Genomic DNA, 21,682 nt, shown 5'->3' with positions numbered 1-21,682 from the left:
CATTAGTTTTCCGATATTATTGTTCAGTTTCTTCAAACTGTTTTTCATATTCGTTGCTAAATGCTTTATGTGTTTTTTGATCTTTATCCCAAGGATTCGATTTTCCTAACTTTTTGTTAAAGGAAGAACCGTAAGGCCCTTCAGGAAACTCCTCAGGAATGACATATTGATGCCTAGCTTCAGCAGTTGTAACATCCGTATATTGTTCATCCATTTTGGGGCACAAATGAATCATCCTTTCACATGTATTTGATTCTTAATATGCCCCAAAAATTTTCATTTTTTATCGGCGATTTTTCAAATATATCGACCGTTTTTTACTATATATCGGCGATTCGACACAATTTAAAGACTGCTCGGCAATAAAAGACAAAAAAACCGGAGCTGCACCCAGCTCCGGTTTTTATTCAATCGTTTTCAGTAGTAACTTCTTCAATAGCGGTTTAATCTTTAATCGTAAATCTTCCGCATGATTCGCCACTAAGAAGTGGTGGTTGTATATATTTTTCATGAGCTGATAGGTTGCTTCTTTTGCTTCGCCTTCTTCGATAAAGATTCCGATGACTTCTATGCCGCTTTTGCGAGCAAGTTTTACAGCTTCGTGTGTATCTAAAATACCGTCTTGTTGATAGTCTAATGCAGACGGTTCGCCATCTGTAAAGACGAGTAGGAATTTATGCTTTTCCGAACGCTTTGCAAGTTTTTCTGACACGATACGAATAATGTATCCATCACGGTTATCTTCTTCTTCACGAAGTTGCATGACTTCTGGACCAATGCTTGGAAGCGTTGAATTTTGATAGGTTACGACTTCATGAATGACGTTTGGCTTATTTTCTGGCGTGGCGCTAGAAGCATCTTCCCAAAATCCGCTAATGGCGTGTGGAATTTTTAACGATTTTAAAGCTTCATGGAACAGAACAACGCTTTTTTTCGTTTCTTCCATTTTGTTATACATCGAACCAGAGCAGTCAACTAGCAGGTGAAAGACCACGTCAAGCTCTTGGGATTCTTGTCCTTTTTTATAAAACATACGCGGTTGTTTTTCTGTATAAATACGTAGGAACTTTTTACGGAGTCTTCCGTAGTATTTATCAGCATTTGCGTTTGTTTTATTTTCAATTGTTTTTTCGATGATTTTCTTTAGTTCTTTCACATCTTTATTTACGACAGATTTTATAGCTTGATAGTCTTTCTTTTCATCATGGTTTGGTTTACGAGCTTCTTTAAAAGTGTGCGATGCGCCGGCGTTATATTTTCCGTATGCACCTTCCCCTTGGCTAGAAGCATGAGATGCTCTCGTATCTTCAGCGTCTGCACCGTCGAAGTTCGACTGCGTACTTTTTTGGGAAGTACCTTGCACAGAAGCAAGTGCTTGATCACTATCCTCAGATTCACGGGCAGTATCACCCATCATATTTGTTTTTGTACCGCTTTCTAATTCAAAGCGTAAGAAGTTTTCGTTTTCATTGTTTTTATTTTCACGATGCCAAGTTGAAAAACTTTCATTTATTTTACTCTTATTATCGTCATCATCAACAATTTGAACATCATCGTTTGCTAATTCATCTACGCGTTCTTCAATTTTGTCAAAAATGACAGAAGTATTGAGCGGCGCAAGACCAAAGTAGTTATTAATCATATCATGTTCTAAAAGTTCTTCTAAACGATAGCGAATTTTTTCGACAACATACATCGTATCTTCTGTTGTACGCGTTTGAAATGTTTCATGTAAGATTGCTTCAATCTGTTCAAAGTAGTCGTTGTTAAACATTTCGTATTTTTCGCTCGTTACTGTTAAGTAACATAAACAAATAAGCATATCAGCATGATAATTCCGGATCCGGTTAATTTCATATTGTGAGCTGAAATAATTTCGATACATTTCTTTTCGGCGTGCAAAAATTGGTTTTGTACCAGGACGCTCTCGCTTCACAATTTCTTCAACTCGTAAATCTTCTAATAGAACGAATAGCTGTGTTAAAAAATTTTTAAGCGGTGATTGCTGTAGTTCTTTTGCATAATTACGAATTAGTTGCATATCGGAATGATGTTTGTAGCCAAGCGCTTTTAAATATACTTCACTTTTTAAGCCAATTATTTTATCCGTTTCGCTTCGATCATCCCAAAAATGACTGATGACAATTTTATTTTCGATTTCGTCATAATATGCTTTATATCCATATTCTAAATACGCATTTTCCTCTTTTAGAAGAGCGTACATTAAGTTTTCCATTTGTAGAAACAGAGACGCATCGATTTTTTTATCGCTAAAAATTTGTCTCATGAATTATCCCTCAAAGAAATAGCTTTCTGCTAATTCACGTACCGTCATTTGTTCCGTCTCATCACTTAATTTTGCAATAATACTGCGTTCAATTGCACGCATCAATGGAATATATACACTTAAATCACATGCATCGATAATACCGCGAATACTTGCCGCTTCTTCACTCACACGACCATCGCGAGCAAGGGGCATCAAGTCACTAGCGAATGCTACAAACTTTTCGATTGTTGCTGCATTCTTTAATTTTGATTCAGCTAATAACAATTCTTTTAATGTTTCACCTTGAATATAAGGAACTTCAATAATAACGAAACGGTTTTTTAATGCCTCATTTAGTTCACTCGTTCCAACATACCCTTCGTTAATGGCAGCAATTACACGATATTCATCACTGCCATACACAACTTCTTGTGTGAATGGGTTTGTAATCATTTTTCGGTAGTCGAGTGCACCGTGAAGAAGTGGAAGCGTTTCTGGCTTGGCCATGTTAATTTCATCGATATAAAGGAAGTGACCATTTTTCATCGCTTTCATCAATGGACCATTCACGAAAGTAACTTCAGAGGCACCGTCCTTTGTTGTTAATGTGTTGTATCCTAAAATACCTTCTACATCTAAATCAACAGAGCAGTTGATGCTATGCATGGGCTTTTGGAATAGATATGATAGCGTTTCAGCAAGAACGGTTTTACCGCTTCCCGTAGGGCCTTTTAATAGAACGTTTTTGCCAAGAAGTAAGGCAGTAATTGCATCTTCAATAATGCTGCTATCTGCTGCTTTGTACATTTTTGTTCCAATTAAAGTAGCAGCATTTCCTGCTGCCTGTTTATTTGTTTCATGAATATTTACAAGTTGCTCTTTTAATCCCTCATGTATATGAAATTGTTCTAACATGTATTTCCCACCTAACATTATTTTCATAAAGTAAACAATCCTTCTTATGATAACGTGTTTTCATAAGTGAAGCAAAGAAAAAACATCTTCCAATTTGGAAGATGTTACCTTATCAACGCCGATGGGAGTTTCACTTTATAAAAGCGGTGAAATAAGTCGCATTAATGATTCAAGCATTCTTTTTCGAAGGCTTCTTCTTTGAAATACTTCCCAACGAATTTCTGTAGAATCCTTAAAGTCTTGTTCAAAATCACGTTTAATATCAAGGACAGTCTGTGAATTATACAACATAGCGATTAATTCATAATTCAGTTCAAAACTACGAATGTCCATATTTGCTGTACCAATTGTTGCAACTTCATCATCAATTAAGACAATTTTAGCATGCATAAAGCCATCTTTATAACGATAAATAGAAACACCTGCTTCTAATAACGGAGCAAAATAAGATTGAGAAGCTTGGTCGCTTATTACGCTATCGCTTATGCCAGGATACAGGATACGGACATCGATTCCAGCGATTGCACTTAAACGTAGTAATGTTAATGTTTCTTGATCAGGAATAAAGTATGGCGTTGCGATCCAAATAGAACGTTTCGCTGATGTCATTGCTGCTAACAGGGCATTTCGAATCGTCTTGTCATTTGCACTTGGGCCACTTGCGACAATTTGGACAGCACCTTCTGCCTGAGCTGTCGAACCTGGGAAATACTCCTTCTTCATAAACGGTTCCCAAGAATAGTTGTTTAATCCACTAAGTGCGTATAACCAATCTTCTAAAAAGAGCGCTTGTAGTTTGTATAATGCTTTCCCCTCAAGTTTTAAATGACTATCTCGCCAAATTGGAAATTTCTTAGAGCGCCCAAGATATTCATCCCCAACATTCAATCCACCTGTAAAACCAATTTTACCATCAATAATAATGCTTTTCCTGTGATTCCGGTAATTGACAGTTTCGATTAACCACGGAGAAAGGACAGGATCGAATTCTACTACCTCGATTCCTGCATCCTTCATCGGTTGCAAAAAGGTGCTTCGTAATGGATAGCTTCCGAGGTCATCAAATAAAAAGCGGACAATTACACCCTCTTTTGCTTTTTCGATTAAAGCATCTCGAATCTTTGTTCCAATTTCATCAGCTCGATAAATGTAATATTGAATATGAATATGGTGCTTTGCTTCGTGAATGGAAGACAAAATTTCTGTAAATGTTTCTTCTCCATTTGTTAATAATTTCGTCGTCGTTTCATCAGCAATAGGGCCCCCGCCAAATTTTTGAATGATTGTAGTTAAATGGGCAGAGTGTTCATTTAGAGATGATGGTATTTCTTGTTTCAATCGTTTTCCTTCTAAAATTTCACGGAACAACTTTCTTTGTTCTTCGGAACGATGTAAATGTTTTATTCGGCGCCATTTACTTCGGCCAAATAATAAATACAAAAATACGCCAAAAATCGGGAGAATTGCTAATACTAAAAACCAAGCTAAGGTACTTTGCGGAGATCGATTTTCAATAAAGATGACGAAAGCAATACCGACAGCTGTAATAAAGAATACGACTCCAGCGAAAGTATATAACGATATAGATGATCTGTTTAATAGCATGAGTAAAATAGTTGAAATTGAAATAACAAATAGTAATTGCAGAACACGATTTTTCATTGGTAGGAATGTCACCTTTTTCTGATTAGTTATAGCTATAGCTTTATTATAAAATGTTCTATTTACATTAAACAAATAGGAAGTTTTGGTTTGTTCTGCATAGGAGCAGACTTTTTTACTGTTTTAGAAAAGAGATAATTTTACATAGGTCGAAAGGGAAATACTATTGTTGTAACTGCTCTGATGTAATGGATATGTAAACAATGGAAGTTTGATATTTAGTTTTTGCTACTTTGTGTTTCATTATATACTATGTACTCGTTCTGTATGAAGGGACGCTACAAAATGGTTGAAGGAGAAATTATGATGATTACAAAATATCGTCTACATTTTTATTTGAACGCAAGGCATTATGTGTCTATTAATGGGAATAGATCAGATGTACATCCGCATACATGGGAAATTACATTACTTATTTTACATAAAAAAGAAGAAGAGTTACATTTTACTCATATTGAAAACGTCATTGGAGAATACTTAAATGAATACCAAGGAACGTGCTTAAATGATTCTCCAAGGTTTGCAGGAAGAAACTGTACGATGGAACAAATTGGACGAATTTTTTTTGAAGATTTGACAGGGCGTTTACAGAAGCATGATGTTCCGCTTGAGGAATTAACAATTAATGAGAATCCAATGCGGCAATATGTGATTCAGAGAGGATAGTGAGGAAAAGTAGTATGAAGTTTGAACAACGAAAACGAGTTGGGCTGTTTCTTTTTCTTTTTCAACTTTCTTTATTAGTAGTAGGTGCTTTACTTATGTCATGGTATATGAATCGCTTCGCGCGTTATCCGTGGGGGTCGGACACTTATGGGCATTTTTATAAAGCAAATTTACTATATGATGAATTTCAAAAAGGACATTGGTATGTGAATTATAGTGCACAGTGGTATAACGGATTTCAACCATTTCGATTTTGGGCACCTTTATCTTATTATATTTTAGCTGTATTACGAATGTTCACAACGGATATGGTTTCGGCGTATCAATTATTTTATATTTTTCTTTTTATAATAGGTGGACTTGGCTGGTTATTGTGGGGAGTGTATACAAAACGACAATGGCTAGCATTTTTTATTGGGATACTATGGTTCTTCGTTCCAGAAAATCTTCGCATTTTATGTGCAGAAGGAAATGTTCCATTTTGCACAATAACATCAATATTACCATTTCTATTTTTACTATTTTACCGTGCAGTACGTGAGAAAAGACTTCAATTGTACCTCATTCTTTCTATTTTAATGGCAATCATAACGCTGATTCATCCGATGTTAACAGCGATGGTCGGCCTTTCTTTCTTCTTATTTTGCCTTATCGACTCAATTATAAATAAAGAGATGATTCATAAATTTATTGTACTCATGTATGCGGCATTAGGGATTGGTTTATCTGGATTTTGGCTATTTCCAGCATTAAATGGCGGCATTATTGGAATGGACCGAGAGGCTAATTTAGAAGTAATGGCACTACACTCATATCCATTAAGTGTATCGCTACATCCATTTTTACGTTTTCATGATATCGAAATCTATTATTTTGGCTGTTCATTTGCTGTTCTCGCCTTATTTGGCTTACTTTTTAGTTCCAAAAAACAGATAACAGGATTTTCTGTTGCCTTATTCATTATGATAGGTACAACAAAACTAGCGTTACCATTGCTGCAAAATATGCCTTTTGTTCAAGTGCTATGGATGCGCCGCTTTACTGCTATGGCGATGGTGATGATTTTGTTCTCTTTTTTATTATGGAAAAATCTTCGGAAGTCTTTCATGTGGTTGTTTATTTTGTTATTAGCTGTTGATTCAGGAGTTTCTTTTTATACAGTTGGATTTAATCAAGAATTCCCAAAAGGACAAGCTGAAGATTTAGATGTGGCCATTTCTACAGCATCACAGCGTATCGCGATGTTAGATAACTCTGAGTATGGTTCTTTTCCAAGTTATTATTTATCGTATCATGGAAAACAGAATAAGGTAAAAGACCAGGTGTATGGCTGGGCGTGGCAAGGAGCAACGACGGCACAAAATTTAGTCCAAATTAATACAGCATTAGAACATGAATATTATGATATTCTATTTGATCGTACGCTAGAAACAGGAGCGGATACATTCGTATTAAAGAAGAACTTTGTGAAACACCCTAAGGAAATGAAGGAATCGGCTAAGCGAGTAGGATATGAGTTACTAAAGGAGACACCAAGTAATTATATTTATAAATATCCTATTGAAGGGAATTTTGGAACAAAAGTGCAATATGAGGGGATCGCAATTGGAAAATATGCGCCCAATATCACTTATATGTTCCCGCAATTATTAATAGGGGACAGAATGAAAATTGATGACTACACGTTTAGCGAGTTGAAAAATTATAAAGTTGTTTACATTTCAGGCGTAGATTACAAAGACAAAAAAGCAGCAGAACAGTTAGTGGGAAAATTAGCTAATCATCACGTTAGAGTGGTAATTGACACAGCTGGAATGACAGAATCATTTCTGAATGTAAATGTTCAATCCATTGCGTTGCAAGGTCAGTATGGGGAATTATTTTATAAAGGTAAAAAAATAGAAACAAAACCATTTCCTAAAAAATCAAGTGATTGGAGAACAAATGTTATTAGTGACATAACTAATTCTGAATCACAGTTATATGTGAATAAACAGATTTTCAATTACCTAGCTAAAAGAAAAAATGAAAACGTAATGTTTATGGCATTAAATATTCCTTATTATACGTTTTTAACGAGAAATGGGGATACACTACAAGTTCTTGAGGATATGTTGCAATTAAAAGCTTACACATTACCAAAGAGAGAGGTTGTATCGGTACGTTTAAAACGAAATCATAATGAAGTCATTGTTGATAGTGAACAAGTAAATATACTTGTACCTGTTGCAGCAATTGATGCTTTCCAAACAGTAGAAGGTACATATGAAAAAATGAATCAATTTATGAACATAAAGACGAAACATGTGAAAGTACATGTCGGGTACCCGTATGTGATGCAAGGTGCTGTTTTATCTGTGAGTGCTTTCTGTATCATTTGTAGTTTATCCTATGCAATGTATAGAAGAAGGGCGGGGGAAGCATGAGCTTTATAATTATTGGGATACTACTGATTGTACTTTGCATTTTCGGTTATAGGATGATGCAACGGATTGGATTACGATTCTTTGCTTTTATAGTAGGAAGCGTAGGTTTTTTTACAGTTTGTATGCTATACTTTCTGCCTTACGTTGAGAAATACGCAAACATTGTGAATTCCTATGTGTTAGAGTGGATTTCGGCCGTATTTCCGGTATTTGATGTGCATCGTGAACTGGTATTCGTAACAATTGAAACGGGAAAAGGGATTGTAACGATGGTATTAAATTATGAATGCTCTGGCGGCATTGAGTTACTCGTGTTTCTATCTCTCGTACTGTTCTTCCCGTTTGGAAATCGAAAAACAAAGGTATTCTCAACGATTTTTGGTATATTCTTTTTAATTGTCGCAAATATTTTGCGGCTATTATTCATTATTGTTGCCACAAAGATATTTGGAGCAGACGCCTACAAGCTTATTCATATGGTATTTGCTCGCATTCTTTTCTTCGGTTTAACGGTATATCTTTATTATATATTATTTACACTTGTTCAAATTCGCTATCAGAAAGTAGGTGAATTAAAGTGACGATGGATGTTTTATTGCGTGAATTCTTTTTTTGGACCGTATGGCTCATTATTCCGTTACTTGTTGATTTATTCACTGGCTTTGGAAGTGCTATTGTTGTTTGGCGTGCTTATTTCAGAAAGAAAGAGACAGAATTGACTTTTTTCCCATATGTAACGATTCTGATTCCTGTTTATAACTCTAAGAAAACATTGAGGGATTGTTTGCAGTCAATTGCAGATCAACAATATCCATTGCAAAATATACAGGTTATTTTGATTGATAATGGATCAGAAGATGAATCTTTTGAAGTGTTTCAGCAATTTCAAATGGAGCAGCCGTTTTTAAATATTAGATATATAAAATCAACGCAGGGAAAAGCACAAGCTTTGAATCAAGGAATATACCTTTCACGTGGAAGGTACATTTTAAATATTGATTCAGACGGTATGCTTGATGCAAGAGCTGTTTATCATACAGTAAGAAAATTTGAGCAAGATATAGAGATTGCGGCCATGACTGGCGTTGTCATGATCAATCCAAAATTGATTCAAGAAAATAGTAAACCATTATTACAATTATTACAGCGCTGTGAGTTGTTTGAGTATGTAGAAGCATTTTTAGTAGGTAGAGGTTACCAATCAAATCGCAATTCTATTTTCACATTAGCAGGAGCGTTTTCAGCATTCCGAAAAGAGGTATTAACAAAAACACAAATGTATAATATTGAAACACTTGGAGAAGACACGCATATGACAACACAAATTCGTCTTATGTACAATGGAAAAGTAGCATTATGCGAGGACGCTTTTTTCTATGTAGATCCAATTGAATCAGTAGACCGTTTATACATGCAAAGGCAACGCTGGCAACGCGGGGGAATAGAAGTTACCGCTTTATTTAATAAATTTTTAAAGAAAAAAATGCGAGGTAGTTTAGATGTCATTCGCTATACAATGATTAAAGATCATACATTAATTTTTTCAAGAATGATTTGGATTTTTGCGCTCGTATATTTAATGTTTTTGGATTATCCATTGTATTTAATTGTAACAGCAAATATGATTCTTTACTTTGCCTATGTAGCAAATTCGTTGTTGTTTTATGTTGTTTCAAAATTGTATTTGAAATCACAGCCAAAGATAAAGAAATATATGCGTAAACATCTATATACGGTATTTTTACTTCCATTTTATCGTATGTTCGTCTTCTTTTGCCGTATTGCTGGAACGATTAACGCAAAGGAAGAGAGAGCAAACTGGAATACGCGCACATTAAGTGAAGAAATACGGATAATTAGTGAGAAAATAAAGAAACAGTTTTCCTTCTATTTTAAATTGAAAAAATGGATGAATGGCGGCGGTAATAAATGATATATGGAGGAGAGCTACTATGAGAGATGGAAAACTACTTGTGGCCTTTTTAGTAAGTGCATGTGTATTAATTATCCCACAACTACAAGTATTCGCAGCCGCTAAGAAACCGCCTATTACAATTGACGGAGATTTTTCTGATTGGAACAATATGCCGTATGTTTCTGACCCAAAAGGTGATGCGCCAAGTGGAATGAATCATGAAGATATTACAGGTGTTAAGTATTATTCAGACGGTGAATATTTATATTTATATGTAGAGAGGCAATCAGCGGGACATCATAAAAATAGTTGGACATTTCATGTTGTATTTCCATATGCGAAACAAGGTGGGCAAGAGAAGTGGGAATATGTAGACATTGATGGGAAATGCCAAATGATGCAGTATCGCTATCCAATTGTCTGGGTAGGAGAAGTTGGGAAAGGAAATCAATATGCTGTAAAAGTGACGGCAGGAAGCTACCAAGAACAAACCTTTTCAGTGAGTAGTAACAAGAAGCAAGTAGAATTCCGAGTCCCCTTAAAAGAATTTGGATTAGATAAGCAAAGGGAAATTCGTTTTGGATTAAAATCAAATGTAAGTGGACAAGTTTGTCCAGCGAAAAATACAATCGATTGGGTTCCAGACAGAGATGGCTGGATTTATATTGATAATGGACCAACAGTATGGCAATTCTCTGCAATCGCTGGATTTGGAATCGTTGGATTTGCAGCATATCGTATTTTAAAAGGGAAAAACTAGTTGTATGTTGGCTAAGTAACATTACTTTAATCAAAAACACTAGCTCATTAACGAGCTAGTGTTTTTGAATTTAACTGACTTTTGTATCAAGTGTATCTGGTTTATTTTCAATCGTATTTTTCATAATGAATGGATAAAGAATGAGTCCAGATACAAATAATCCGATTCCTAGGAAGAAAGTTTTCATATCGGCAGTTCCTGTTTTGATAACCCAAATGGAATAGATCAGAGCAAGTACTGTGACGACTCCATCCAATTTGCGAGAGCCTTGCATGTTATTATATGTTTCACCAGTAATAATAAGTTTTAATTGATACAATGTTGAAACAAGATATGGAATTAAATACGCAAGTGTAGCGACAACAATTGCAAAGTTATATGCTTCTGATACTGAACCAGAAATAGTAGAGAATAAGAAAATTTGTGTCATGATATTTGTTAATAACAATGAATTTGTTGGACTGCCTTTTTTATTTGTTTTTCCAAAGAAAGCAGGGAATAGTCCGCTTTTCGCTGCTTGATATGGAACTTCTGCACTTACAACAATCCACCCTACTGTAGAACCAAATAGAGAAACAAGTGCTAGAAATGCCATAATGTATGCACCTTTATTACCGATCGCCATGCTTAATGCATCAACCAATGGTTTTTGTGATCCTTTTAGCGCATCTTGCGGAAGAGCACCCATCGTTAACAATGTAATTGATACATAAATAAGAAGTGCAATGACTAATCCGAAAATCGTTGCTTTCTTTACATCGCGCTGTGACTTTGCACGGTTTGAAAGCATAACAGCTGATTCAATACCAATGAACGCCCAAAGTGTTGAGATAGCAGCAGCGTTGATTTGCCCACCTAATGGAATAGATTTTCCAGCCTCATTCATAAATGTTTGTCCATCGCCGAAATTCGCTGCATTAAAGATGAATAATGTAATGATAATAAACATCGTAAAGCCAATAATTTTTGCAACAGTTGCAAGTAAGTTCATATTACCAGCACGATCAATATTTTGAGAAAGAATATATTGAATGCCCCACAGCATAATACTACATACAGCAAATGTTAAGGCTTTTCCTAGTTCTAACGAGAAACCATTTGTCGTGAACAAAATTTGTTTACTTTGCATAACTGGGAAAAACGTAGATAAATATCCTGCAAATGAAATAATAACAGAAGCTGTTGCCGCCCAGTTTGCCGCCCAATATCCCCACGCCATGCTATAACCAGCAACTTTACCAGCTTTTGGTGAAGTGAACATTGCCTCGGCATAGCTTTGTGGACCTGCTTTTAAATTTGGTTTTCGCATTGCTAAGTTTCCAAACACAAGTGCAATCATAAATACACCAAGTCCGGTAATTGTCCATGCAAGAGTGGATCCCATTGGCCCTGATACTTGTGCTAAATTTGCTGGAAGCATAAACACGCCGCCACCAACCATATTTCCAACAACGAATGCTGTTAAAATCCATAAACCCCATTTTTTTGTGTCCATGATTGATTAACTCCTTTTGATGATAGTTTTTTTGTTTTATGATTTATTGTACCTAGTGTTTTTTGGAAATAAAAAAGAGCCATGTAGATAAAAAATACCTACATGGCTCTTTGCCTAACGTAGGTACAACGGGAATAACCCTTGTACCTACGCGTGAATTTTTCCGCTAGGTTTCAAGGGTTTACGTATGATGATGATGTTTTTGTGCAAATGTAACTACAGTTGTATTTGTAAGCATAGTTCTTTGCTCCCTTTCTCCTCTGATTTTGAAGTAAGTATACTATATGTCTTTTAGAAAGGGAAGAGAAAAAAGATATTTTTTATAAAAATTCATTTTGGTGATTAAATATTGATATTTATTTTCCTTTTAGCGGAAAATAAACGGATTTTAGGAATTAATTTCTAGCGTGCTATAATACAAAGAGAAAATGAAGGTGATAAGGGGCTATTTAAAATGATGAGCAAGTATGAACAAATCTATACAGATATAAGTAAATTAATTGATAATCGTAAGTTAAAAGAAGGGGATAAAATTCCTTCCGAGACAGAATTAATGAAAGAGTATGAGGCAAGCCGAGGAACAGTGAGAAAAGCAGTTGATTTATTGCAAGAACGAGGTTATGTCCAGAAAATACATGGAAAAGGTGTTTTTGTACTAAAACGAAAAAATATTGAATTTAGCTTCGGAGGTATCATTAGCTTTCAAGAGGAGAATGAACGACTTGGACGATTTTGTATTACAACTGTTGTTGAAATGGAACAGTTGCAAGCATCAAAGGAAGTGGCAAAACTCTTGAATACAAAGGCTAAAACGAAGATAGACCGCATTAAACGGATACGTAATATAGATGGAGAAAATGTAATTTTAGATATTAACCATTTCATATCAGATACGATTCCTGAACTCACAAAGGAGATTGCTGAGAAATCTATTTATTATTATATCGAAAAAGAATTGTGTTTACAGATTAGTTACGCACAGCGTGTTATAGAGGTACAACCTTGTACGGAAGATGATCGCAAATATTTAGATTTAAATGGAACAGATTATGTTGTCGTTGTGAAAAATTTTACGCACTTATATGATGGTACCCAATTTGAATATACAGAGTCACGTCATCGTCTGGATATTTTTCATTTTTCTGATGTGGCGCGTAGAAATTAAAAGTATGAAACGATTCGTGTTTCATACTTTTTTTATAAAAAATTTCAAACTCGTATATACGAGTGTTGACTAACTTATATATACGAGTTAATATGTAACTGTAAACGTTATCAAAAGAGAAACGAGGGAAGAGAAATGGCAAAAGATTATCGTAAAACGGCAGAAGAAGTGCTCCAATACATTGGTGGTAAAGAAAACATTCAGCAAGCAGCTCATTGTGTAACGAGGCTTCGAATTTCTTTAAAAGATGAAAAGAAAATAGATAACGAAAATTTGCAAGCAATTTCTTTAGTGAAAGGAGCGTTTCATAACGCAGGGGTATTTCAAATTGTCATTGGTCCAGGAGATGTAGATCGTGTATATGCAGAATTGATAGCGCTTGCAGGTATGCAAGAAGCAACGGTAGCGGATGTAAAAGATTCCGGTACAAACAAATTAAATCCACTACAAAAATTTGTAAAAGTGTTTTCTGATGTATTTATGCCAATTTTACCAGCCATTATTACAGCTGGTTTACTCATGGGGATTAATAATTTATTAGGGGCAAAGGACTTATTTTTTGAAGGTAAAAATTTATTAGAAGTATACCCTAATTTAGGTGGTTTATGGGATTTAATCAATATGATGGCGAATACATCATTTGTATTTTTACCTGCACTTGTGGGATGGTCAGCAACAAAACGTTTTGGCGGTAGTCCGGTGCTAGGAATTGTTATGGGATTAATGTTAGTTCATCCTGACTTATTAAATGCATGGAATTATGGAAAAGCAGCGGCAGGTCTGGATGGACAAAATATTAAGTATTTTGATATTCTAGGAATCTTTCGAATTGAAAAAGTTGGTTATCAAGGACAAATTTTGCCAATTCTAGCAGCGGCATTTGTATTAAGTAAAGTTGAGATTTTCTTAAAAAAACGTGTTCCAAATGCAATTCAGTTATTAATTGTTCCTATTACGACTATTTCTATCACAGGGATATTAGCTTTAGGGATTATTGGTCCTGTTACAAGACATATCGGTAATTTGTTAACAAGTGGATTAGTTGGTATTTATGAGACTGCACCTGTTCTTGGGGCAGCATTATTTGGAGCGTTGTATGCACCGTTAGTTATCACAGGTATGCATCATATGTTTATTGCAATCGACTTACAGTTAATTTCACAAAATGGCGGTACATTCATTTGGCCGATGATTGCACTTTCTAATATTGCACAAGGCAGTGCAGCACTTGCGATGTGTTGGGTTGCAAAAAATCAAAATGATAAGAGCATGGCATCAACATCAGCAATCTCAGCGTATTTTGGTATTACAGAGCCGGCTATGTTTGGTGTGAACTTACGTCATAAGTTTCCATTTTATGCAGCCATTACTGGATCGGCACTTGCTGCAATTTTCATTACACTAAACGGTGTATTAGCGCCAGCAATCGGAATTGGAGGATTACCAGCGTTTATTTCAATAATTCCGAAATCGATTCCAGTATTTGTTGTTGGTATGGTAATCGCAATTGTTGTTCCAGTTATTTTAACATTGTTGTTTGCGAAGCGATTGCAAAAGAAATAAAGGAGGCATCTCAGTATGAAAGATTGGCGCAAAAGCGTTGTTTATCAAATTTATCCGAAAAGCTTTAATAGCTATTACAATACAGAAACTGGGGATATAAAAGGTGTTACACAAAAGCTTGATTATTTGAAAAATCTTGGAGTCGACTATATTTGGTTAACACCAATTTATCGTTCCCCGCAAAATGATAATGGCTATGATGTGAGCGATTATTATAGTATTGATCCTTCTTATGGAACAATGAAAGAGTTTGATGAGCTTCTTGTAGAAGCGAAAAAACGTGGTATTGGCATTATGCTTGATATTGTTGTCAATCATAGTTCAACAGATCATGAATGGTTTCAGCAAGCCAAACAAGATAAAAATAGTCCGTATCGTGATTTTTACATTTGGCGTAATGAGAAAAATAATTGGCAATCAAAATTTGGCGGATCTGCATGGGAATATGATGAGAAGACTGGACAATATTATTTGCACTTATTTGATAAAACGCAAGCGGATTTAAACTGGGAAAATGAAGTACTTCGGGATGAAGTTTATAAAATGATGTGTTTTTGGTTAGATAAAGGCGTGACAGGTTTTCGCCTAGATGTTATTAATTTAATTTCAAAGGATCAACATTTCTTAGATGATGATGGAGAAGCGGTAATGAATGATGGCCGTAAATATTATACAGATGGTCCGCGTATTCATGAATATTTACAAGAGATGAATCGAAAAGTATTTGCTGGAAAAGATGTAATTACAGTTGGAGAAATGTCATCAACAACAATTGATAATTGCATTCAATACTCCAATCCCAATCATAACGAACTGAGCATGACATTTAGTTTCCATCACTTAAAAGTGGATTATCCAAATGGAGAAAAATGGACGAAAGCAGCATTTGATTTTCAGCAATTAAAGGATATTATGTCAAATTGGCAAATAGAGATGCAACGCGGCGGTGGATGGAATGCACTGTTTTGGTGTAACCATGACCAACCTCGTATCGTTTCGCGATTTGGAGATGACAAACAATATCGAAATGAGTCTGCGAAAATGCTTGCAACGGCACTTCATATGCTACAAGGAACACCTTATATTTATCAAGGTGAAGAATTTGGTATGACAAATCCAAACTTTACTTCAATTACTGATTATCGTGATGTTGAATCATTAAACATGTATGAAATAAAGAGAAGAGAAGGGCTGTCTGAGCAAGAAATTCTAGATATTTTAAAACAGAAATCACGCGATAATTCTCGCACTCCAATACAGTGGAATGAGGAAGAGAATGCAGGCTTTACAAAAGCAACTCCTTGGATTTCTGTTGCAGACAATTATAAGACGATTAATGCAGAACGAGCATTGAAAGATAAACATTCTATATTCTATCACTATAAAAAACTCATTGAGTTAAGAAAAACATACGATATCGTTACGAATGGGAGATATGACATTGTTGAGAAAAAACATCCTAACATATGGGCATATACACGTACATTAGATAATGAAATATTACTCGTTATAAATAACTTTTATGGGGAGGCAACAACATTTATCTTACCAGAAGAGATAAATACGGATGGAATGAAACAAGAAATATTGATATCAAATTATGAGGATTCTCGAAGTGATGGAAGACAATTAGTGTTGCGTCCATATGAATCAGTTGTGTATCATTTTACAAAAGCATGATAAATAAAAGGTTGTATGCGGAGCGTACAACCTTTTATTATGCATGGATGAACAGTAAGCTCTCCGTTTATAGGAGTGTTGCATTATTTTTTGATAAATAATTTTTGGAATTTTTGTAAAAAAGATGCGGTAAAAAGGATAGATATGGTAATCTTAGAGTGATGGTTTGTTAAAAGGAGTGGGAGCTTGCCGTATGTCGTACATATTTTAAGTATTTTCATGATTTGCGTAGGGGGAATTAGTGTATATCGCTCTGTTAAATATAAAGGGTACGGAGCTTATTTTAAAGTGAAAAAACTGAAAATTCCGTTATGGATTATTACGTTAGGGGTTGCGCTGTTTGTTATGAGCATGGGGATTTATACGCTTATATTGGAAGGGAATTGGTAATGGTGTTATCGATATAAAGTAAAACTTTAATAAGCCCTCACCAATCAGGCGCATGCCAGCAGTTTATCTCCCACCGAACATTCTAGCCACTGAAACTGGACAATGCTTTCGCCGAATTTTGAGGTGGGAGTATTACTGCCCGCAAATAGCGGGATAAATTCCTTATTATTGGAATGGAAAAGGAGTAGGGTGTTCTACTCCTGTTTTCAATTTTTAGCAGTAATTTTAAGATTTATGGCGAATTATGTAGAGAAGAGAGGGGTGTTCATATGGAATTAGCAGTTGAAAAAGTGTTTACAAAAGAAATGTTACAAGAAGCGGCAAAACGTTTCAGTGTAACGGTTATGGAAGAGCCATTAGGAGACTTTGAAAATTATATTTTTCGTGCCGAGGGAGAAGATTGTACACCATATGTTTTGCGTTTGACACATTCATCTCATCGTACATATAAACAAATTGAGGCCGAATTAGATTTTCTAGCATACCTAGGTAAAAATGGTGCAAAGGTAGCCGCGCCACATCGATCAAAAAATGCTTTATTTGTCGAAAGTCTACAAGCAACTGATGGAACATCTTTTTACGTTTCACTTTTTGATTATGCAAACGGAGAAAGAGTGAAAGAAGAAGATTCTGCTGTTTGGAATGATACGCTTTTTTATGCATGGGGAAAAGCAATCGGTCAGTTACATCGACTTACGATAGATTATCCAAAGACGGAGAATCGCGTTACGTGGCTGGACGATGAAATTACTGTTATTGATATGTTACAGGAAGATAAGGAACTACAGGCAATTGCGTATGAAGTTGTAGCAGAAATTAAAAAATTACCTGTGACAAATCGTACATTTGGGTTGATTCACGGAGATATTCATCATGGGAATTTTCACTATGAGAATGGGGAGTTAACCATTTTTGATTTTGATGATGCCACGTACAATTATTTTGCACATGACCTTGCAATGGTTTTATATTATTCTGTCTTACGAAAAGAGTGTTCAGAAGAAGAAAAGGCAATTGTTGTACGTCACCACTTGCAAGTATTGAGGGAAGGATATGAGACAGAACATATTCTTGATGATTCCATATATGATACGATACCACTTTTTATGCGCCTTCGAGATGTTGCTTTATATGGAACGATTATGAAAAAGTTTAATGGTAAAGAAATGCCGGAGTATTTTCAAACATTAGTAAATGCAATTTATAAGAGAATAGTTGCAAGAAAAGCAATTGTGGAATGGTAAGGAAAATGAGAGCTACCTTAGAACGCTATGACAGTGTTTTAGGGCAGCCTTTCTTTTTATGACAATATAAAAACCTCTTTTTAGATAGGAACGAGAGCATCTGACCATGCATAGAAGCGGTCATGCGTTATTCTACAAAGCCGTGACTTATTATGTTGAAAAATAAAAATAAAAATGAATTTGAAGACATAGGACTGTATTAGCTAATTGTTCTCTTTTTTCACTCAAATATTTTTGTGTTTTTATACAAAAATATGCTTATTTTCTCAAAATAATATTGTATTTCATAAGGTGTATATTTAGGAGTAGGTTTATATTCTTTGAAGCATGAATATAAAAAGATAAACAAGAAGAGGTTTCGTAAACGAAGTGAAAGAAGCAAAGGAAGCGATTTCTTTGCTTCTTTTTTTGTGCCTAAAAGATTACTAGTTATTTTTTTAGACGTTTTTGAATATAAAAAACTATACAAGCCTTTTGGTAGGTAAAGGAGGGGGAATAGATTGATTGTTTTTCGCGATGTTAACAAGTATTACGGCGACTTTCAAGTTTTGAAAAATATTAATTTACAAATTGAAAAAGGAGAAGTTGTCGTGGTCGTTGGGCCATCGGGATCAGGAAAAAGTACGTTGCTGCGCTGCATGAATCAACTAGAGACGATCACGAATGGTGAATTGGTTGTAAATGGTGTCAACATACATGAGGGAAAGAAAGATATAAATCAATTAAGACGAAGCATCGGCATGGTATTTCAACATTTTTATTTATATCCTCATAAAACAGTGCTTCAAAATATTACATTTGCCCCGATAAAAGTACTAAAAAAGCCAAAAGAAGAAGCAGAAAAAACTGCGATGTTTTATTTAGAAAAAGTAGGGATTACGGATAAAGCAAATGCTTATCCGCACCAACTATCAGGCGGACAACAACAGCGCGTTGCTATTGCACGGGGACTAGCGATGAAACCGGAGATTATGCTGTTTGATGAACCAACTTCAGCGCTTGACCCTGAAATGATTGGTGAAGTACTTGATGTGATGAAAACTTTAGCAAAAGAAGGCATGACAATGGTTGTTGTTACACATGAGATGGGATTTGCCCGCGAGGTAGCGGATCGCATTTTATTTATGGACAAGGGTGAAATTGTGGAAGAGGCTTCGCCTGCTGATTTCTTTGTCAATCCAAAGCAAGAACGAGCCCAATTATTTTTAAGTCGTGTGCTGAATCGTTAAAGGAGGAATTTGATGATTAAAATGAAAAAGTGGTTTACACTTATCGTTTTTGCATGTTTGTTTGTACTGATTGTAGCTGGTTGTGGTAATAAGAAAGAAAAAGAAGCTGTAAAAAATGAAAAAGAAACTGTTATTGATCAAATTAAGAAGCGCGGGAAATTAGTTGTCGGTGTGAAGTATGATACGAATCTATTTGGATTAAAGAATCCGGCAACAGGAAAGGTAGAAGGATTTGACATTGATGTTGCGAAAGTACTCGCGAAAAAAATTTTAGGCGATGAGAATAAATTAGAATTAAAAGAAGTTACTTCTAAAACACGCATCCCAATGCTGAAAAACGGTGATATTGACGCAATTATTGCGACAATGACAATTACTGAGGAACGCAAAAAAGAAGTTGATTTCTCAGATGTGTATTTTAAAGCTGGGCAATCTTTACTTGTGAAAAAAGGAAGTGGCATTAAAGATATAGCTGACGTGAAAAAAGGAGTAAAAGTGTTAGCTGTAAAAGGTTCTACTTCTACGAACAATATTCGTGCCAAAGCACCGGAAGCGACTGTACTTGAATTTGAAAATTATAGCGAAGCATTTACAGCATTGAAGGCAGGACAAGGCGATGTTTTAACAACAGATAATGCTATTTTATACGGTATGGAAAAGCAAGACGCAAACTATGAAGTAGTTGGGAAGAAATTCACTGACGAACCGTATGGCATTGCGGTGAGAAAGGGAGAAACGGAGCTTACAAAAGTAATTAATGAGTTATTAAAAGAGATGCAAGCAAACGGGGAATACAATAAATTATATGAAAAGTGGATTGGGAAAAAGCCTGAGTAAAAATATAGGAGAGGATGAGAAATTCTCATCCTCTTCTTATGAAGAAAGAGGGGGAGTGTCTGTGCCCGATTTTTCAATTCTCTCAAATAATCTAGATTTGTATTTAGAGGGATTCAAATATACATTGCTGTCTAGTGTGATTGCGTTAATTGGTAGTTTTATTCTTGGTATCATCATCGCAGTGATGCGAATTGCGCCAATTCGGCTTCTAAATTGGATTGGGGCAACATATGTAGAGTTTATTCGGAATATCCCTTTAGTCCTCATTGCGTTTGCTTTTTATTTTGCTTTTCCGGTAATTGGCGTTACATTAAGCGGCTTTGTTGCTGGAACAACTGCACTTACGATATATACAGCGGCTTTTATTACAGAGGCCATTCGTGCAGGAATTTTATCAGTTCCGAAAGGGCAGATGGAAGCAGCGCGTTCTTCTGGTTTAACATATGTACAAGCGATGTATTATATTATTTTGCCGCAAGCAATAAAAATTGTAATTCCGCCGCTAGGTAATCAATTTTTAAATTTAGTGAAAAACTCTTCTATATTAGGGATTATAGCTGGGGCGGATTTAATGTACCAAGGTGATTTAATCTCTACAAGAACATTCGTTACCTTTGATGTATATATCTTTGTTGGTATGTTTTATTTACTTTTAACTGTTCCGCTTAGCATGGGTGTTCGCTTTTTAGAGAAACACTTAGCGAAGGGAGCGGTGTAAATGGATTTTCGAGGTGCTTATACAGGAGATCATATTATTTTTTTATTAAAAGGACTACTTGTTACATTAGAAATCGCTCTTATCGCAATCTTTCTTAGTTTTATCATTGGTAGCGTCATTGGTACGCTTAGATATGCGAAAATACCGGTTGTATCAACAATACTTGCTTGTATTGTTGAAATCATTCGTAATTTACCGCTGCTATTAATTATTTTCTTTACATATTTTGCGCTCCCAGAAGCTGGATTGAAATTAGAAATTACAACAGCGGCTATTGTGGCGTTGACGATATTTGAAGCAGCGATGATAGCAGAAATTGTTCGCAGCGGTTTATTCTCAATTGAGAAAGGGCAAATTGAAGCAGCGCGTGCGTCTGGATTATCGTATGTACAAACGCTTCGGCACATTATTTTACCGCAAGCGCTGCGGCGTATGGTGCCGCCGCTTGTCAGTCAATTTATATCCCTTTTAAAAGATACATCGTTAGCAGTCGTTATTTCATTGCCAGAATTAATGCATAATGCTCAAATTATTAATGGGCAAAATGTAAACTATATGATTCCTACACTTCTTCTCGTCGCATGTATGTATTTCATTGTAAATTATAGTTTGTCGATTTTTTCAAGACGATTAGAAAGCAGGTGACTCTTGCATTTTATTTTATGCAAGAGTTATTTTTTTAGAAAAGTTTTAATTTTATATAGAAATTGTAAACGCTTTATTGTATATTTGGTATTATCAGAAATTT

19 protein-coding genes are annotated in these 21,682 nt (G+C 35.4%); 14 read left to right on the top strand and 5 right to left on the bottom strand.

Annotated features, from left to right (window positions below; translation table 11 throughout):
- Positions 1 to 16 precede the first annotated feature (16 nt).
- The 4 genes from AB1280_RS14795 to AB1280_RS14780 all read right to left on the bottom strand — a co-directional run bounded on the left by AB1280_RS14795 (position 17) and on the right by AB1280_RS14780 (position 4,846).
- Positions 17 to 214, bottom strand: coding sequence for a hypothetical protein (locus AB1280_RS14795; RefSeq protein WP_429756281.1), 198 nt, complete (start codon positions 212 to 214; stop codon positions 17 to 19).
- A gap of 189 nt (positions 215 to 403) precedes the next feature.
- Entirely contained in the window at positions 404 to 2,287 is a 1,884-nt protein-coding gene (locus tag AB1280_RS14790) for a vWA domain-containing protein (RefSeq protein ID WP_272190672.1), read from the bottom strand.
- Positions 2,288 to 2,290: 3 nt separating this feature from the next.
- Positions 2,291 to 3,184 carry an AAA family ATPase gene (locus AB1280_RS14785; protein WP_429756280.1) on the bottom strand — a complete coding sequence of 298 codons (894 nt, stop codon included), beginning with the start codon at positions 3,182 to 3,184 and terminating at the stop codon, positions 2,291 to 2,293.
- Positions 3,185 to 3,319: 135 nt separating this feature from the next.
- Entirely contained in the window at positions 3,320 to 4,846 is a 1,527-nt protein-coding gene (locus tag AB1280_RS14780) for a cardiolipin synthase (RefSeq protein WP_429756279.1), read from the bottom strand.
- A 285-nt stretch (positions 4,847 to 5,131) separates the two neighbouring features.
- On the opposite strand from AB1280_RS14780, the gene AB1280_RS14775 reads away from it, so the two are divergent.
- Genes AB1280_RS14775 through AB1280_RS14755 form a run of 5 tightly spaced genes read left to right on the top strand, consistent with a single transcriptional unit; the run spans position 5,132 to position 10,613 of the window.
- Positions 5,132 to 5,512 carry a 6-carboxytetrahydropterin synthase gene (locus AB1280_RS14775; RefSeq protein ID WP_429756278.1) on the top strand — a complete coding sequence of 127 codons (381 nt, stop codon included), beginning with the start codon at positions 5,132 to 5,134 and terminating at the stop codon, positions 5,510 to 5,512.
- A 14-nt stretch (positions 5,513 to 5,526) separates the two neighbouring features.
- Entirely contained in the window at positions 5,527 to 7,938 is a 2,412-nt protein-coding gene (locus AB1280_RS14770) for a 6-pyruvoyl-tetrahydropterin synthase-related protein (RefSeq protein ID WP_429756277.1), read from the top strand.
- Positions 7,935 to 8,519, top strand: coding sequence for an exosortase family protein XrtG (gene xrtG / locus AB1280_RS14765; protein ID WP_429756276.1), 585 nt, complete (start codon positions 7,935 to 7,937; stop codon positions 8,517 to 8,519). The genes AB1280_RS14770 and xrtG overlap by 4 nt, the downstream gene beginning before the upstream one ends.
- Before the next feature lie 2 nt (positions 8,520 to 8,521).
- The gene (locus AB1280_RS14760; protein ID WP_429757349.1) at positions 8,522 to 9,871 is read left to right on the top strand and encodes a TIGR03111 family XrtG-associated glycosyltransferase; all 1,350 of its coding nucleotides are present in this window, start codon (positions 8,522 to 8,524) and stop codon (positions 9,869 to 9,871) included.
- A 19-nt stretch (positions 9,872 to 9,890) separates the two neighbouring features.
- Positions 9,891 to 10,613, top strand: coding sequence for a Firmicu-CTERM sorting domain-containing protein (locus AB1280_RS14755; protein WP_429756275.1), 723 nt, complete (start codon positions 9,891 to 9,893; stop codon positions 10,611 to 10,613).
- Positions 10,614 to 10,683: 70 nt separating this feature from the next.
- Here AB1280_RS14755 and AB1280_RS14750 read toward each other — a convergent pair whose 3' ends face one another.
- Positions 10,684 to 12,108 carry an amino acid permease gene (locus tag AB1280_RS14750; protein WP_429756274.1) on the bottom strand — a complete coding sequence of 475 codons (1,425 nt, stop codon included), beginning with the start codon at positions 12,106 to 12,108 and terminating at the stop codon, positions 10,684 to 10,686.
- A gap of 454 nt (positions 12,109 to 12,562) precedes the next feature.
- Between AB1280_RS14750 and treR the strand changes: the two genes are divergently transcribed.
- From treR to AB1280_RS14705, 9 genes are all read left to right on the top strand, one after another.
- Complete coding sequence (treR, locus tag AB1280_RS14745) at positions 12,563 to 13,273, top strand: trehalose operon repressor (protein WP_429756273.1); 711 nt, start codon at positions 12,563 to 12,565, stop codon at positions 13,271 to 13,273.
- Positions 13,274 to 13,408: 135 nt separating this feature from the next.
- A complete protein-coding gene (gene treP, locus AB1280_RS14740; RefSeq protein ID WP_429756272.1) occupies positions 13,409 to 14,836 on the top strand; it encodes a PTS system trehalose-specific EIIBC component in 1,428 nt (475 codons plus the stop codon).
- A gap of 15 nt (positions 14,837 to 14,851) precedes the next feature.
- Positions 14,852 to 16,516 carry an alpha,alpha-phosphotrehalase gene (treC, locus tag AB1280_RS14735; protein WP_429756271.1) on the top strand — a complete coding sequence of 555 codons (1,665 nt, stop codon included), beginning with the start codon at positions 14,852 to 14,854 and terminating at the stop codon, positions 16,514 to 16,516.
- Between the two features lie 186 nt (positions 16,517 to 16,702).
- A complete protein-coding gene (locus tag AB1280_RS14730) occupies positions 16,703 to 16,906 on the top strand; it encodes a hypothetical protein (RefSeq protein WP_272190660.1) in 204 nt (67 codons plus the stop codon).
- A 269-nt stretch (positions 16,907 to 17,175) separates the two neighbouring features.
- Positions 17,176 to 18,150, top strand: coding sequence for a phosphotransferase enzyme family protein (locus AB1280_RS14725; protein WP_429756270.1), 975 nt, complete (start codon positions 17,176 to 17,178; stop codon positions 18,148 to 18,150).
- 500 nt (positions 18,151 to 18,650) lie between these two features.
- Positions 18,651 to 19,379 (top strand): amino acid ABC transporter ATP-binding protein, encoded by a 729-nt coding sequence (locus AB1280_RS14720; protein ID WP_272190658.1) that lies wholly within the window; start codon positions 18,651 to 18,653, stop codon positions 19,377 to 19,379.
- Between the two features lie 12 nt (positions 19,380 to 19,391).
- Positions 19,392 to 20,216, top strand: coding sequence for a glutamate ABC transporter substrate-binding protein (locus tag AB1280_RS14715; RefSeq protein WP_429756269.1), 825 nt, complete (start codon positions 19,392 to 19,394; stop codon positions 20,214 to 20,216).
- Between the two features lie 61 nt (positions 20,217 to 20,277).
- A complete protein-coding gene (locus tag AB1280_RS14710; protein ID WP_272190656.1) occupies positions 20,278 to 20,934 on the top strand; it encodes an amino acid ABC transporter permease in 657 nt (218 codons plus the stop codon).
- Positions 20,935 to 21,579 carry an amino acid ABC transporter permease gene (locus tag AB1280_RS14705; RefSeq protein WP_429756268.1) on the top strand — a complete coding sequence of 215 codons (645 nt, stop codon included), beginning with the start codon at positions 20,935 to 20,937 and terminating at the stop codon, positions 21,577 to 21,579.
- The last annotated feature ends 103 nt before the right edge of the window (positions 21,580 to 21,682 follow it).

Origin of the sequence: Bacillus sp. S10(2024), assembly GCF_050473865.1 — a bacterium.
In the GTDB taxonomy this organism is placed as follows: Bacteria; Bacillota; Bacilli; order Bacillales; family Bacillaceae_G; genus Bacillus_A.
This window is presented reverse-complemented; position numbering and strand designations above follow the sequence as displayed.

Excerpts from the sequence above, each read along its gene's own strand:
- AB1280_RS14795 (WP_429756281.1), bottom strand. The coding sequence starts at position 214 with ATGGATGAACAATATACGGATGTTACAACTGCTGAAGCTAGGCATCAA.
- AB1280_RS14790 (WP_272190672.1), bottom strand. The coding sequence starts at position 2,287 with ATGAGACAAATTTTTAGCGATAAAAAAATCGATGCGTCTCTGTTTCTA.
- AB1280_RS14785 (WP_429756280.1), bottom strand. The coding sequence starts at position 3,184 with ATGTTAGAACAATTTCATATACATGAGGGATTAAAAGAGCAACTTGTA.
- AB1280_RS14780 (WP_429756279.1), bottom strand. The coding sequence starts at position 4,846 with ATGAAAAATCGTGTTCTGCAATTACTATTTGTTATTTCAATTTCAACT.
- AB1280_RS14775 (WP_429756278.1), top strand. The coding sequence starts at position 5,132 with ATGGTTGAAGGAGAAATTATGATGATTACAAAATATCGTCTACATTTT.
- AB1280_RS14770 (WP_429756277.1), top strand. The coding sequence starts at position 5,527 with ATGAAGTTTGAACAACGAAAACGAGTTGGGCTGTTTCTTTTTCTTTTT.
- xrtG (WP_429756276.1), top strand. The coding sequence starts at position 7,935 with ATGAGCTTTATAATTATTGGGATACTACTGATTGTACTTTGCATTTTC.
- AB1280_RS14760 (WP_429757349.1), top strand. The coding sequence starts at position 8,522 with ATGGATGTTTTATTGCGTGAATTCTTTTTTTGGACCGTATGGCTCATT.
- AB1280_RS14755 (WP_429756275.1), top strand. The coding sequence starts at position 9,891 with ATGAGAGATGGAAAACTACTTGTGGCCTTTTTAGTAAGTGCATGTGTA.
- AB1280_RS14750 (WP_429756274.1), bottom strand. The coding sequence starts at position 12,108 with ATGGACACAAAAAAATGGGGTTTATGGATTTTAACAGCATTCGTTGTT.
- treR (WP_429756273.1), top strand. The coding sequence starts at position 12,563 with ATGATGAGCAAGTATGAACAAATCTATACAGATATAAGTAAATTAATT.
- treP (WP_429756272.1), top strand. The coding sequence starts at position 13,409 with ATGGCAAAAGATTATCGTAAAACGGCAGAAGAAGTGCTCCAATACATT.
- treC (WP_429756271.1), top strand. The coding sequence starts at position 14,852 with ATGAAAGATTGGCGCAAAAGCGTTGTTTATCAAATTTATCCGAAAAGC.
- AB1280_RS14725 (WP_429756270.1), top strand. The coding sequence starts at position 17,176 with ATGGAATTAGCAGTTGAAAAAGTGTTTACAAAAGAAATGTTACAAGAA.
- AB1280_RS14715 (WP_429756269.1), top strand. The coding sequence starts at position 19,392 with ATGATTAAAATGAAAAAGTGGTTTACACTTATCGTTTTTGCATGTTTG.
- AB1280_RS14705 (WP_429756268.1), top strand. The coding sequence starts at position 20,935 with ATGGATTTTCGAGGTGCTTATACAGGAGATCATATTATTTTTTTATTA.